11 protein-coding genes and 1 riboswitch are annotated in these 12,347 nt (G+C 68.2%); of the genes, 5 read left to right on the top strand and 6 right to left on the bottom strand.

The genetic code is table 11. The features are described 5' to 3' along the window. Positions 1-40: 40 nt before the first annotated feature. Entirely contained in the window at positions 41-1,369 is a 1,329-nt protein-coding gene (locus ON45_RS15775) for an NAD(P)/FAD-dependent oxidoreductase (RefSeq protein ID WP_040494964.1), read from the bottom strand. A 96-nt stretch (positions 1,370-1,465) separates the two neighbouring features. Then, positions 1,466-1,618: riboswitch (FMN riboswitch) on the top strand. 130 nt (positions 1,619-1,748) lie between these two features. Here ON45_RS15775 and ON45_RS15770 point away from each other — a divergent pair. The 3 genes from ON45_RS15770 to ribH are packed head-to-tail and all read left to right on the top strand — an operon-like array spanning position 1,749 to position 4,168. Continuing rightward, entirely contained in the window at positions 1,749-2,369 is a 621-nt protein-coding gene (locus tag ON45_RS15770) for a riboflavin synthase (RefSeq protein ID WP_040494963.1), read from the top strand. Beyond that, positions 2,366-3,688: a bifunctional 3,4-dihydroxy-2-butanone-4-phosphate synthase/GTP cyclohydrolase II gene (locus ON45_RS15765; RefSeq protein ID WP_083915059.1), complete on the top strand. Its 1,323-nt coding sequence runs from the start codon at positions 2,366-2,368 to the stop codon at positions 3,686-3,688. The genes ON45_RS15770 and ON45_RS15765 overlap by 4 nt, the downstream gene beginning before the upstream one ends. Before the next feature lie 30 nt (positions 3,689-3,718). Next, a complete protein-coding gene (gene ribH / locus ON45_RS15760) occupies positions 3,719-4,168 on the top strand; it encodes a 6,7-dimethyl-8-ribityllumazine synthase (RefSeq protein WP_040494962.1) in 450 nt (149 codons plus the stop codon). Between the two features lie 48 nt (positions 4,169-4,216). Here ribH and ON45_RS15755 read toward each other — a convergent pair whose 3' ends face one another. The 5 genes from ON45_RS15755 to ON45_RS15735 form a co-directional block, all read right to left on the bottom strand. Then, the gene (locus tag ON45_RS15755) at positions 4,217-5,467 is read right to left on the bottom strand and encodes an aromatic ring-hydroxylating oxygenase subunit alpha (RefSeq protein ID WP_148288721.1); all 1,251 of its coding nucleotides are present in this window, start codon (positions 5,465-5,467) and stop codon (positions 4,217-4,219) included. Between the two features lie 74 nt (positions 5,468-5,541). After that, on the bottom strand, positions 5,542-7,140 hold the full coding sequence (locus tag ON45_RS15750) for a Rieske 2Fe-2S domain-containing protein (RefSeq protein WP_040494961.1): 1,599 nt from the start codon (positions 7,138-7,140) through the stop codon (positions 5,542-5,544). Between the two features lie 46 nt (positions 7,141-7,186). Then, positions 7,187-7,876: a DUF2510 domain-containing protein gene (locus tag ON45_RS23805; RefSeq protein ID WP_040494960.1), complete on the bottom strand. Its 690-nt coding sequence runs from the start codon at positions 7,874-7,876 to the stop codon at positions 7,187-7,189. Between the two features lie 50 nt (positions 7,877-7,926). Further along, positions 7,927-8,661, bottom strand: a complete 735-nt coding sequence (locus tag ON45_RS15740) for an ABC transporter ATP-binding protein (RefSeq protein ID WP_051063177.1) — start codon at positions 8,659-8,661, stop codon at positions 7,927-7,929. Continuing rightward, on the bottom strand, positions 8,658-10,385 hold the full coding sequence (locus ON45_RS15735; protein ID WP_040494959.1) for a hypothetical protein: 1,728 nt from the start codon (positions 10,383-10,385) through the stop codon (positions 8,658-8,660). The genes ON45_RS15740 and ON45_RS15735 overlap by 4 nt, the downstream gene beginning before the upstream one ends. A gap of 61 nt (positions 10,386-10,446) precedes the next feature. On the opposite strand from ON45_RS15735, the gene ON45_RS21680 reads away from it, so the two are divergent. Both ON45_RS21680 and pheA read left to right on the top strand, forming a co-directional pair. After that, positions 10,447-11,199 carry a TlpA family protein disulfide reductase gene (locus ON45_RS21680; protein ID WP_083915057.1) on the top strand — a complete coding sequence of 251 codons (753 nt, stop codon included), beginning with the start codon at positions 10,447-10,449 and terminating at the stop codon, positions 11,197-11,199. Between the two features lie 136 nt (positions 11,200-11,335). Then, positions 11,336-12,292, top strand: a complete 957-nt coding sequence (gene pheA / locus ON45_RS15725; RefSeq protein WP_040494965.1) for a prephenate dehydratase — start codon at positions 11,336-11,338, stop codon at positions 12,290-12,292. The last annotated feature ends 55 nt before the right edge of the window (positions 12,293-12,347 follow it).

Below are 12,347 nucleotides of genomic sequence, written 5' to 3'. Positions count from 1 at the left end.
GCTGACCGTTACGTAACGGGTCTGACCCGTTGCGTAACGGTCAGCCGTGGACGGTCATCGAGCTGTTCGTGTTGATCTGGCGGTTGCGGCGGAAGGTGCCGAGGTCGAGGTCGAGACCGGTGTAGCGGGCGGTCACGTGGAGCGGGTCGGCGTCGTGGTCGTGGCCGGCCTCGACCGCTTCGATCAGCTCCGCCATCATGTGTCCGGCGACCCCGGCGTTCTTGAACTGGTTGCCGCTGGTGCCGATCGCGACGTAGAAGCCGTCCAGGTCGGTGCGGTCGTAGATCGGGATCCAGTCGTCGCTCTTGTCGTACCGGTCGACGACACCCTTCTTCTCGTGGGGAAGCGGAACGCCGAGTGACGGCATCCGTTTGTTGATCCGCAAGGTGTTGGTCTCCCACCCGTCGGTCGTCAGCTCGCCGAGGTCGTCGTCGGGGCCGACCGGCACCTTCGGGTCGCACGCCGGGTCGGTGGTCCCGACCAGGATGTTGTTGTTCGGCTGCGGCCGGAAGTAGATCCCGCTGTCGTCGTCGGCGACCGCGAACCCGTCGGCGGTGAAGTCGATGTCCGGCGGGCCGGGGACGTGGTACGTCTCGTGGCGGATCGACTCGGTCTTGATGTTCATCGAGTCGTAGACACCGGCCAGACGATTGATGTGCGAGCTGTGCGGGCCGCCGACGTTCACCACGACCGGTGCCGACACGATCGAACCGTCCGCCAGCTCGACGCCGCCGACCCGCACACCCGCGTCGGTCTCTTCCCGCACGATCCCGACGACCTCGGTGCGGAACCGGAAATCACCGCCGCTCGCCTCGGCAGCGCGCTGCAGGTTGTGTGCGGCCAGCTGCGGATCGTCGACGTATCCCGCGTCCGGCGAGAACAGCGCGCCGACCATCTCGCCGTGAGCGTCGTCCCAGAACGCGTCGTCGGTCGGCCTGGCGGGAGGCCCGTACAGATGCAGATCGAACCCGGGCGCCCGTGTCGCGAGGGTGTCGCGATCCCAGTACTCGTAGGGGACTCCGAGCCGATCCCAGATCGGCGTCACGCGGTTGTGGTGCCCCTCCTCGCCGGGAATCAACAGCGCCATCCCGCACTGGATCAGCCGGGCGTGGCCGTTCTCGTCATCGACGCCGAGATAGTCGGCCCAGTTCTTCCAGTAGTGCATCCCGTCCCATGCAGCGGCGACACCCGTCTCGGTCGAGTAGCTGAACCGGATCACCGCGCTCGATGCGCTCGTGCTGCCGTACCCCGCGCCAGGGCCCTTGTCGATGTTGAGCGTGCGATGTCCGCGGCGGGCGAGCTCGAACCCCACCGCCCCGCCGATCACCCCGGCACCGATGATGATCGCGTCGTAGTCGTTGCCGCTCATGACGATGGTCCCTCCTGCAGGCCGCGATCTTGGCAGATGCCCCGGCGCCTCGTTGCGGTCGGTCGAGAGGCCGATCGGTAGGGTGATCTCATCCGCGAACCCTCGCGGGGTTGGGTGGAAGTCCCGACCGGCGGTGAGAGCCCGCGACTCCCGAGCTGACCCGGCGACCCGAAAAACGCCGGCGGGCGAGGGACTGATCCTGTGGAATCCAGGTGCCGACGGTCAGAGTCCGGATGAGAGCGAGGGAGACGGGTGCTTCTGCTCGCGCGGAGGAACCAGCGGGTCGACTTCGGCCTGCGCGTCCCTCCGCTGCCGGTCGACGCCCGGATCCCCAGAGCACCTCGCCGGCGAACGCTGACGAGGCCGAACGGGAGATGAGATGTTCACAGGAATCGTGGAAGAGCTCGGCGAAGTGATCGAGCGGAGTGACCGACACGTCACGGTGCGGGCCCGAACGGTGCTGTCCGACGCGACGTTGGGCGACTCGATCGCAGTCAACGGCTGCTGCTTGACGGTGGTCGACTTCGACGCCGATGCCGGATGGTGGCGAGCGGACGTGACGCAGGAATCGTTCGATCGGACGAGCCTGGGCGACCTCGAACCGGGCAGCCCGGTGAACCTCGAACGGCCGGTTCGACTCGCGGACCGGCTCGGAGGCCACCTCGTGCAAGGTCACGTCGACGCGGTTGGGGAGATCGTCGAACCGGCGCCCGACCTGCGGGTCCGGATGGACGAAGCGATGACCCGCTACGTCGTCGAGAAGGGATCGATCACGGTCGACGGCATCAGCCTGACCGTCGTCGAAGCCCTGGACGACGGCTTCACCGTGGCCGTCATCCCGCATACCGAGGCGGTCACCACGTTGGCCACGAAAGGGGCAGGCGAACGTGTGAACATCGAGGTGGACGTCACGGCGAAGTACATCGAGAAGTTGATCGGCTGGCACACCGAATCGCCGCCCGACCGAGCCGAACTCGGTCCTCTGGGGGCGCGGACATGAGCGCGCCCGACGAACAGCACGACGGTTCTGCATCGAACGGAGGTCACGCCGACCGCGGTTTCGCAACCGTCGAGGAGGCGATCGACGCGATCGGCCGCGGTGAGATCGTCATCGTGGTCGACGACGAGGACCGGGAGAACGAGGGCGACCTCATCATGGCGGCCGAGAAGGTCACGACCGAGGCGGTCGCGTTCTTCCTGCACCACACGTCCGGCTTCCTGTGCACGGCGATCACGAGTGAGCGTGCCCGCGAGTTGCGGCTCGATCCGATGGTCGCCGACAACACCGAGAGCATGAAGACGGCGTTCCTCGTCAGTGTCGACCACCGTGTCGGGACCACGACCGGGATCAGCGCGAGCGACCGTGCATCGACGGTGCGTGCCCTCGCCGACCGCACCACAGCACCTTCCGATCTCGCGCGACCGGGCCACGTCCTCCCGCTCGAAGCGCGTGAAGGTGGCGTTCTGAAGCGGTCCGGTCACACCGAGGCGACTGTCGATCTGGCCAAGCTCGCGGGACTCGAACCCGCCGGGCTGCTCTGCGAGATCGTCACCGGCGACAAGGCCGAGATGGCTCGGGTCGACGAGCTGCGTGCCTTCGCCGAGGAGCACGGACTGTTGATGATCACGATCGCCGATCTGATCCGCCATCGTCGCCGCACCGAGAAGCTGGTTCGTCGTGTCTCGACCGCGCAGATCCCGACCGAGTGGGGATCGTTCACGTGCCACGCGTTCGAGTCGGAACTCGACGGCATCGAACACTTGGCGTTCACGATGGGCGACGTTCGATCGCTCGACGGCGATGCGGTGCTCGTACGCGTCCACAGCGAGTGCATCACCGGCGACATCTTCGGATCCCGCCGGTGCGACTGTGGGCCACAACTGAACGAAGCGATGCGCCTGGTCGCCGAGGCCGGGCGTGGCGTCGTCGTGTACCTGCGCGGGCACGAGGGTCGCGGCATCGGGATCGGCCACAAGCTGCGCGCGTACGCGCTGCAGGAGCAGGGTCGCGACACCGTCGACGCGAACCTCGAACTCGGATTCCCCGTCGACTCGCGCGAGTACGGCGTCGGCGCCCAGATGCTCGTCGACCTCGGAGTGACGAAGATGCGAGTGCTCACCAACAACCCGAGCAAGTACGGCGGCCTCGCCGGTTTCGGTCTGGAGATCGTGGAACGGGTACCGCTGGAATCGACGCCGACGAGCGAGAACCTCGAGTACCTCCGCACCAAGCGCGAGCGGATGGGTCATCTGCTCGAACTCGGCGGTGACGACGCCGATCCGACGGTGACCGGCCATCGCTCGCCGCAGGTGGGCTGAGCGATGGCGAGTGGACAGAGTCGACCGTCCGTGCCGGACCTCGACGCCGCCGGTCTCACGGTCGGGATCGTCGCGACGCAGTGGAACGAAGCGATCGTCGGGCGGTTGATCGAGGGAGCGCAGCGAGCGATCGCGGCGAGCGGCGCGACGTCGGTGTCGGACGTTGTTCCCGGCGCGTTCGAGCTGCCGTTCGGTGCGCAGTCGTTGATCCGATCAGGGTCGGTGGACGCTGTGGTCGTGATCGGTGCGGTGATCCGCGGCGAGACGACGCACTACGAACTCGTCTCCGAGGGCTGCGCGCAGGGTGTGATGCAGGTTCAGCTCGCCACGGGGGTGCCGATCGGCATGGGGGTGCTCACCGTCGAGAACGAGGAGCAGGCGATGGCGCGCAGTGAACCCGCCGGAGGGCACAACGTCGGTGAGGAAGCGACGGTCGCGGCGATCGAGATGGCGCTGCTCGCAGCTCGTCATCGCGCTTGACGCAGCGGCGCGTCGGTGCCGGTCACCGTCGCGCGCGCGTCGCGAGCCTCACGGTCCGGTGACCAGGGTGTCGAGGTCGATCGTCGGTGGTGCCGGGTTGGTCCCTGCACCCCAGCGGTCGGCGGGCTCGCTCGGATCGTCGCCGCGTGGCACGACGAGTAAGGCGAGATCGTCGGCCGTCATGCAATCGGCGAGCATGTTGTGGAACCGGTGGAGGGGTTCCTCGAAACGCGGCGCGAGCGGACCGGGAGGCACCGCACCGTTGACCAACCCGCGTTGGCAGCGCTCGACGATCGCCACGTCCTCGGCGTTGACGTGGAGCCAGAACTCGCGGGTCGGCGCGATCGCCTCGTCGGTCACCGCTCCGGTTGCAGCCGGGAGCAGCATCGTGCACGTCTCGCGGGTGATGCCCGGTGCGACGGGTTCGAGTCTCATCAGCCAGACGTGGTTCGGGAGCACCGACAGGATCACGTTCGGGAAGATCGCGACGAACCGGCCGCTCGTCGCGTCCGACGCGTCGAGGCCGGGGGCCTCGGGGAGCGCGAGCCAGTCGTCGCGCTCGTCGCCCGACACGGGCGTGGTCGTCTGACCGCAGTACATCCCGGCGCCCTGGTAGCGGTAGTGGTCGGCGACTCGGGAGACCTTGGCCAACTCCGGGTGCACCCAGGTGAGGTGGTAGTACTCCTGGAAGTTCTCGGTGATCAGCTTCCAGTTCGCGGCGATCTCGAGCGTTTGCTCGTGGCGGCTGACCCAGGAGTCGAGGTCGTACCCACCCATCCGGCGAGGAAGATCGCCGAGCCACACGTCCAGCGGTGGTGTGTCGTCGGACAGGCAGGCGAACAGCAGGACACCCCACGTGTCGACGCGCACCGGGACGAGGCCGAAGTCGGCGCGGTCGAATCCGTCGGGTGCGATGTCATCGAAGAACGGGGTCGCCTTCAGGGCTCCGTCGAGTGAATAGCCCCAGCGGTGATACGGGCAGCGGATCGTGTTGGCGACTTCGCAGTCGGCGTCGGCGAGTTCGGTTCCCCGGTGACGACAGGAGTTGATGAAGCCGCGCAGTTCGCCGTCGCGGTTCCGCGTGAGCAGGATCGACCGTGAGCCGACGCGGCGAACGAGCAAGCGACCCGGTCCGGCGAGTTCGTCGGCGACGCCCACGCACACCCACGCGCGCTCGAACACCCGCTCCTGTTCCAGCGTGAAGAACTCCGGCGACGAGTACGCCGAAGGGTCGAGCCCGGTGGCGGACCGGAGCGGCTGGCGGGTTCCATCCCAAGCCGACTCATCGGTCCACCTCATCGGGTCATTCTCGACGTGTGCCACGCCCACGTCAACGAGCGATCTGCGCTGGTGACCGGCACCGACGCGCAGGTTCAGGCGCGACGGATGCGGAGGGGGTGGCCGGCGCTGGTCTTGCAGGTGCCCGTCTCGAGATCGAACCGCCAACCGTGGAGAGTGCAGACGAATTCGTCGCCGTCGATCTCGCCGAACGCTTCGAGGTCGGCGTCGCGGTGTGGGCAGCGACGTTGCACGATGTAGTCGCCGAGCCGGATGTCGGGCTCGTTGGCCATCGCCTCGGCATCGGGCGGTGCGACCTTTCGCACGGCCTCGGCCTCGGCGCGCCGCATCCGTTCACGCGACAGTGACTTGAAGAAGTTGTAGACGTACTCGTTGAACTCGCCGTCACGCCACGCGACGAACCGGCAGGACAACAGGAGCGAGTTCGACCAGTCGACCGCGCGCTGCGCGGCGACGGTCTCGACGAGCCGACGGTCGATGTCGAACCGGAACGAGTGCGGCTCGCCGGCATGTTGGCGAACTTCACCGCTCGGGAAGTCGATCACGACGTCGAGTCGTTCGACGGTGGTGTCCGCGTCGGCGGGTGGCATCGCACGGAGCACGACATTCGCGCCGACCTGGTCGCGCAACGTCGGTGCCATGTCGAGCAACGGCTCCCACCACGCCTTCAGCGCTTGCAGGAGGTCCGTCGACGGCGGATTCCAGTTCGCCTTCATCTCGTCGATCCACGCGATCTTGTCCGCCTGGTACCGCTCGAGGTACGCCCGCTTGTCCGCGAAGATGGCATCCACCTCACCCTGTGCCATCGGGTGTCTGACACCGAATGGTGCATCGGGGGTGGGGCGGTCGAGGTCGATCTCGGTGCCGGGGACGTTCAGGATGCCGGTGCGGCCCGCGTCGGCGAGCATCTCGAGGAAGCGGGTCTGGTCGGGGAAGATGCTCGACTCGGTGCCGTCGATCATGTTCAGCCCGAACAGGTCCGGATCGAGGAAACACGGCGGCCCGGCGCTCGGAACGATCGCCGCGGCATCGATCTTCTCGACGTAGCGCATCGCCCGGGCGAACTGGGACGCGACCTTTGCGTCGCACGCCGCCTTCTTGGCAGCCGGGTCCATCTCGTAGACCATCGGGTACCAGATCGCACCCGAGAACTGCAGCCAGTGCAGGTCGACCGGGCCGTGCGCGCGGAGTTGGCCGAGGTCGGTCGTGCGGCAGTCGTTCTGGTTGACGACGATTCTGTCGTCGGCGATCACGACGAGCGCCGAATCGCCACCCGGACCGTCGGTGATCGACGACTCGATGTGGATCGCGACGCGTAGCCCCGGCGCGATCTCCTGCTCCTCGGTATCGGTCGTGCGGATGAACTCGGTGAATCCGAGCGCGGCCAACGTCCGCTGTTGCTCGCGAGTCGGATAGCCGGGAAGCAGGATCGGAATGTCCCGTCGCAGGTGGGTCGTGAGCCACGCTTCGTCGTGATGATCGCCGTGGAGGTGCGAGACGTACAGGAAGTCGGCGTTCTCGATCCGCTCGGACAGGTCATCGGACAGCTGATCGTTGCGCGGGAACGGGAACCACGCACCGAAGAACGCGGGTTCGAACCACGGGTCGCACAGGATCGATCCGCCCGACGTCTCGATCAACATCCCGGCGTGTCCGATGGAGGTGACCTGCATGGTCACTCAGGCTACGAGCGCGACGCTGCGTGTCAGGCGATCACGATCACGCAACGGGTGGATCGGTGTACTGCTGCCCGGCGCGGCTGACGTGTTCGGTCCACGCTGCGCCGTCCCAGTACCGCAGTTCGTAGCGACCTGACGGATCGGCGTACCAACCGGCGGGAACGCCCGAGTCGGCGGGTGCTTCTTCCGCCGCGGGTGTCTCGGGTTCTGCAGGTGTCTCCGGCTCGGCAGCGGCATCCGGTTCGGTGCTGACGGTGGCATCGTTCTCGGACGGAGTGGCGTCGGGGGACGACGGCTCCTGCGGGGCGTCGGGCGCCGTTGTGCCGGCGCCACCGTCGGTGCTCAGATCGGTCAGGGCAGCGGCGCCGGTGACGGCCGTGCCCGCGTCGGCTGCCGAGCTTTCCTCGCGCGGTGCTGCCGAGGTCTCCATGGCGGCGGGACCCTCGTCGACCGCACCCCAGCCGGCTGGCTCCTCGACGGGGGCCGACGCTGGGGTGAAGGCCTGCGTGGGAGCATCTGCGGGGTCGGCAGGAACCGGGTCGGCCGCAGCTGGGGCGGACGCCGACGTGTCGGCGGGCGTGTCGGTGTCTCGGCTGAGATAGGCGACGACGTTCGTGCCCGCCGCAATGATGCTCACGACCGACCAGCCCTCGCCGGTCTTCTCGGTGAGCATGGGCGCGAGTGACTCTGCGTCGTACGAGGACGCGGTGATCGATGAAAACTCCTGCATGTCCGTGATCGTAGACGACGATTGCAGAGCGCCGACAGAGAACGGTGAACTCAGTCGTCGTTCGGGCCGATTTCCGGCTCGACCCGGTCGAACCAGCCCTCCGAGAGCGCCTGCGGGTCGGCTCCGGCCGGATCGCCGTCGTAGATGACCTCGCCGTCGTTGAGCGCGATCAGCCGGTCGCTCGAGGTCACGCTGGCCAACTCGTGAGTCGCGACCACGAGAGAGGCGCCATCGTCGTGGGCCCACGCGATGAGGTCGAGCAGGGCCGTGCGGCCGGCGCTGTCGAGCCCGACGAACGGCTCGTCGATCAACATCGTGTCGAACGGACGTACGAACGCGATCGCGATCGCCGCCTTCTGCTTGAGGCCGCGACTGAACGTGGTGGGTAGATCGTCGGCACGATCGGCGAGCCCGACGCTGTCGATCAGCCAGTTCGCATGATCCTCCCAGTCGTCGGTGCGGTGGAGTCGGGCGATGTATTCGAGGTGTTGACGGACGGTCAGGTCGTCGTAGAAGACCGGTTGGTCGGAGAGGTACGACAGCGAAGAACGCGCATCCGGGCTGCCCGCCGGGGAACCCGAGATCGTGGCCCTCCCCCCGGTTGGTTCGAGCAGTCCGGCGAGCATCTTGATCAGCGTCGTCTTGCCGCTGCCGTTGTGACCGATGAGCGACACCCGTTGACCGACGGTCACGACGAGGTCGATCGGGGCCAACGCGACATGGTCGCCGTAGCTCTTGGAGAGTTCGTCGGTGTCGATGGCCGGGTGTTCGTTGCGACGGGTCATGCGTTGCCTCCTGGGGCTGACGCCGTCCGGCCGGCGGCGAAGAAGTTGCGGATCGCGACCGACAGGCGGTCACGGCGGATCACCCACCAGATCATCACGGCGAGACACAGTGCCACACCGACCACCGAACGCCCCACCATCGCGGCGTCCGGTTGGAGACGCAGGGCTGCGATCGGACCGGCGGCGATGGCGCTCAGCACCACCGGGATCGCGCCCTTCCCGACGTTCTTGAAACCGGCGAACTCGGGCATCGCCAACGGGCTCTCGGCTCCTCGATCAGCACCGGTGAGCGTGGTCATCTGGATCTCGACCGGGTCCGGAGCGTCGCCGACCGTGGTGACGACCGCGCCGATCGCGCCGGCCCATGCGAGCGGGATGCCGAGCGCGAATGCCGCCGCGGCATGGGTCGGGTCGACGACCGCTGCCGCGGCAGCTCCGACGAGTCCGGCAGCGGCGAGGACGATTGCGGGCGCGACGAGGTGGTGCGCGAACAGCCACCCGCGCTCGACCGGGAAGCCGTCGGTGAGATCCGGGTGGTCGACCTCCTGGGCGAGAGGTTCCAGCGACTCGAGCCCGAGCAGGTAGACGGATCCGACGAGGGGGACGAGGAACAGCCACGAAGCCGTGACGGTCAGCGAGCCGGACACACCGGCGACGGCCGCCAGCCCGGCCATGCGGACGATCCGACTGAGCGGGAGCCGGTTGAACGCCGCCGCGCCACGCCGCCACACGAACCCGGGGATCCGCAGGGAATCGGTGGTGCGACCGGGACGTGTCGGACTCGCGACGATCGTGGTCGGTGCGGGGTGGTGGTTGCGCCCGAGCCAGGGTCGCGCCCGGATCGACTCGGCGCGGAGCTGCCGCCGCAGCAGCACGACGGTCCGGATGTCCTGCACCGTCGCCGCGAACCGCAGTTGCGACACCAGTTGTCCCCGCCGCTCCAAGGGCTGCAGTCGGAGCCGGCCGCCGAGGGCCAGTGCGGCTGCGAGCAGGGTCGCCGCAATCGCGAGCGCGATCACGTCGATCCAGCGCTCACGAATCCCCCAGAACAGGATGCTCCCGTCGAGGTTGAACGGCCCGATCCGGCCGAGCCCGGTCGCCTCGTCGAACCAGATTCGCCACGCGACGACGCTCTGCCACACGACGGCAACGGTGGCGATCGTGGTGGCCAGCCACCGGGGCATGCGCAGCGCGTGGGCGACGACGGCCGACCCGACGTACAGCGCGGCGAGCAGCACCCCGAACAGGGCGCCACTCGCGGCCCACGCCGCGCGGGATCCGGCGAGTTCGCGCGCGACCAGCTGGCCGACGATGGCGAGGGACAGACCGAGCGCGAAGGCGATGGATCGGAAGCGTTGGACGATCGGGCGCAGCAGGACCCGCGTCCGACTGATCGGCGACAACAGCAGGTGGCGAACGTCCGCGGATTCGACCGAGACGGGCCCTCCGTCGGACCCGTTCTGCAGGCCGATGCCGAACGCGAGCGCGGCGACGATTCCGGCAATCGACGGACCACGACTCAGGATGTCCTCCGCAGGGATCGGCTCGTCGAGCAGGCCGGCGATCGTGTCGGACAGGTACAACACCACACCGGTGCCGACGAGGGCGAAGAGGTAGACGCGGTAGAGCACGTCGAACCATTCGGTGTCACCGAGCCGGCGTTCGCGCCGGACGCGCCGCAACTCCCGCAGGATGGCGGCATCGGATGCCACGGCTTCGCTCATCGCCTCCGGACGGTAGCGGTGGTGATGCCGATCTGCCGCGGGTCGCAGGCAGACTGGTGCGGTGAGTTCCCATCATTCTTCCCGTCAGCCGATCCTCCGTCGCGTCGTGGTCGGACTGGCCGCCGCGACTCTGGCGATCTCTGCGTGCGGCGGGAGCGACGACTCCGGCTCGGACGACGACGCAGCGGCCGAGACCACGCCCGAGTCCGCGGACACCTCGGCGACCGCCGACACGGCAGCGGCTGACAGCTCCGCGAGTGACACGTCCGCGACGGGCGAACCGACGGAGCCGCAACAGAATCAGCCGGTGTCGGTCGACGGAGTTCCGCTGGTCCCCTTCGACTCGGAGGCGACTCCCGACCCTGCTGTCGGTGAGACCGCGCCGGTCGTCTTCGGGGCGAGCTTCGACGGGACTCCGATGACCGTCGGCGGCCCGACCGACAACCCGACGTTGGTCGTCTTCCTGGCGCACTGGTGCCCGCACTGCAACGACGAGATTCCGCAGTTGATCGAACTCGAGGAGTCGGGCGACATGCCCGAGGGTCTCGACGTGATCGGCGTGAGCACCGCCGTCGACTCGGGGCAACCGAACTATCCCCCGAGCGACTGGGTGGAGGAGAAGGCGTGGCCGTGGCCGGTCATGGCCGACGACGAGGAGAGCTCGGCGATCATCGCCATGGGCGGGACCGCGTTCCCGTTCGCGGTGGTCCTCGACACCGACGGCACGGTCCTTGCTCGCCGCTCCGGGGGCGCTCCGGCCGCGGAGACGCAGGTCTTTCTTGAAGAAGCGCTCGCGTCCGGCGCCTCCGCATAGTCGCGCACCCTCGTCGTGCCATCTTCGTTCATGTCGCGGTTCGTCCCGGGAAGCGGGCAGAAGCGCGACGAGAACGAGGGGTGGCGGCGGGAATCGTTCGCGTGGGCTGCGATCCTGCTGCGTAGCCTCGATGCCGATGACTGACGCAGGACCCGCGGCCACTTCCGCTCAACGCATCGGATTCTTCGGGCCGCTCGGGACGTTCACACAGCAGGCGCTGCTCGGAATCGACACGGCGCAGGATGCCGAACACATCCCGTACCGGACGGTGCCGGACGTGCTCGACGCGGTGGAGTCGGGCGAGGTCGACTCCGGGTTCGTCCCGATCGAGAACTCGATCGAGGGGATGGTCAACTTCACGCAGGATGCCCTCGCGTTCGACCATGACCTGCTGATCACGGCCGAGGTCGTGATCGACATCGAGCACTGCCTCCTCGTGAAGCCGGGCTGCTCGCTCGACGACGTCGCCGAGATCCTGTCGATCCCCGTGGCCACGGCGCAGTGCCATCGCTACCTGCGCGAGCGACTGCCGGATGCCGACGTGGTCGCCGCGAACTCGACCGCCGACGCCGCGCGCCGCGTGAGTGAATCGGATCGCGACGACGTGGCCGCGCTCGCACCCCGGATCGCCGCCGAGGTCTACGGACTCGAGGTCGCCGAGTCCGACATCGCGGACCATGCAGGGAACCAGACGCGTTTCGTGATGGTCGCCCGCGCGGGCGTTCCGGCGCCGACGGGCCACGATCGCACGGCGCTCGTCGTGTACCAGCGAGCCGACGAGCCGGGCAGCCTGATCGCGATTCTTCAAGAGTTCGCTGCGCGTCGGATCAATCTGTCGAACCTGTTCAGCCGACCGACCAAGAACGGCGGGCTCGGCCACTACTGCTTCATCATGTATGCCGACGGCCACGTCGACGACGAGCTGTTGGCCGACACGATGCGCTCGCTGCACGCCAAGCAGGGCGGCGTGAAGTTCCTCGGTTCGTACCCGGCGGCCGGCGAGTCCGCCGAGACGGCCCGGGAGCACGCCGGCGGACGCTGGCGCGAGGCCGACGACTGGCTCGCCGACATTCGCGCATCCATCGCCACCTGACCCGCCGCCGACCCGCGTTCGCGGCGATCTCGTGAACAGTTCGCGCACGGAGCGC

Origin of the sequence: Ilumatobacter nonamiensis YM16-303, assembly GCF_000350145.1 — a bacterium.
In the GTDB taxonomy this organism is placed as follows: domain Bacteria; phylum Actinomycetota; class Acidimicrobiia; order Acidimicrobiales; family Ilumatobacteraceae; genus Ilumatobacter_A; species Ilumatobacter_A nonamiensis.
This window is presented reverse-complemented; position numbering and strand designations above follow the sequence as displayed.

Bases quoted from the DNA above. Each gene is read 5' to 3' on its own strand.
- ON45_RS15775 (WP_040494964.1), bottom strand. From the start codon at position 1,369: ATGAGCGGCAACGACTACGACGCGATCATCATCGGTGCCGGGGTGATC.
- ON45_RS15770 (WP_040494963.1), top strand. From the start codon at position 1,749: ATGTTCACAGGAATCGTGGAAGAGCTCGGCGAAGTGATCGAGCGGAGT.
- ON45_RS15765 (WP_083915059.1), top strand. From the start codon at position 2,366: ATGAGCGCGCCCGACGAACAGCACGACGGTTCTGCATCGAACGGAGGT.
- ON45_RS15755 (WP_148288721.1), bottom strand. From the start codon at position 5,467: ATGAGGTGGACCGATGAGTCGGCTTGGGATGGAACCCGCCAGCCGCTC.
- ON45_RS15750 (WP_040494961.1), bottom strand. From the start codon at position 7,140: ATGCAGGTCACCTCCATCGGACACGCCGGGATGTTGATCGAGACGTCG.
- ON45_RS23805 (WP_040494960.1), bottom strand. From the start codon at position 7,876: ATGCAGGAGTTTTCATCGATCACCGCGTCCTCGTACGACGCAGAGTCA.
- ON45_RS15740 (WP_051063177.1), bottom strand. From the start codon at position 8,661: ATGACCCGTCGCAACGAACACCCGGCCATCGACACCGACGAACTCTCC.
- ON45_RS15735 (WP_040494959.1), bottom strand. From the start codon at position 10,385: ATGAGCGAAGCCGTGGCATCCGATGCCGCCATCCTGCGGGAGTTGCGG.
- pheA (WP_040494965.1), top strand. From the start codon at position 11,336: ATGACTGACGCAGGACCCGCGGCCACTTCCGCTCAACGCATCGGATTC.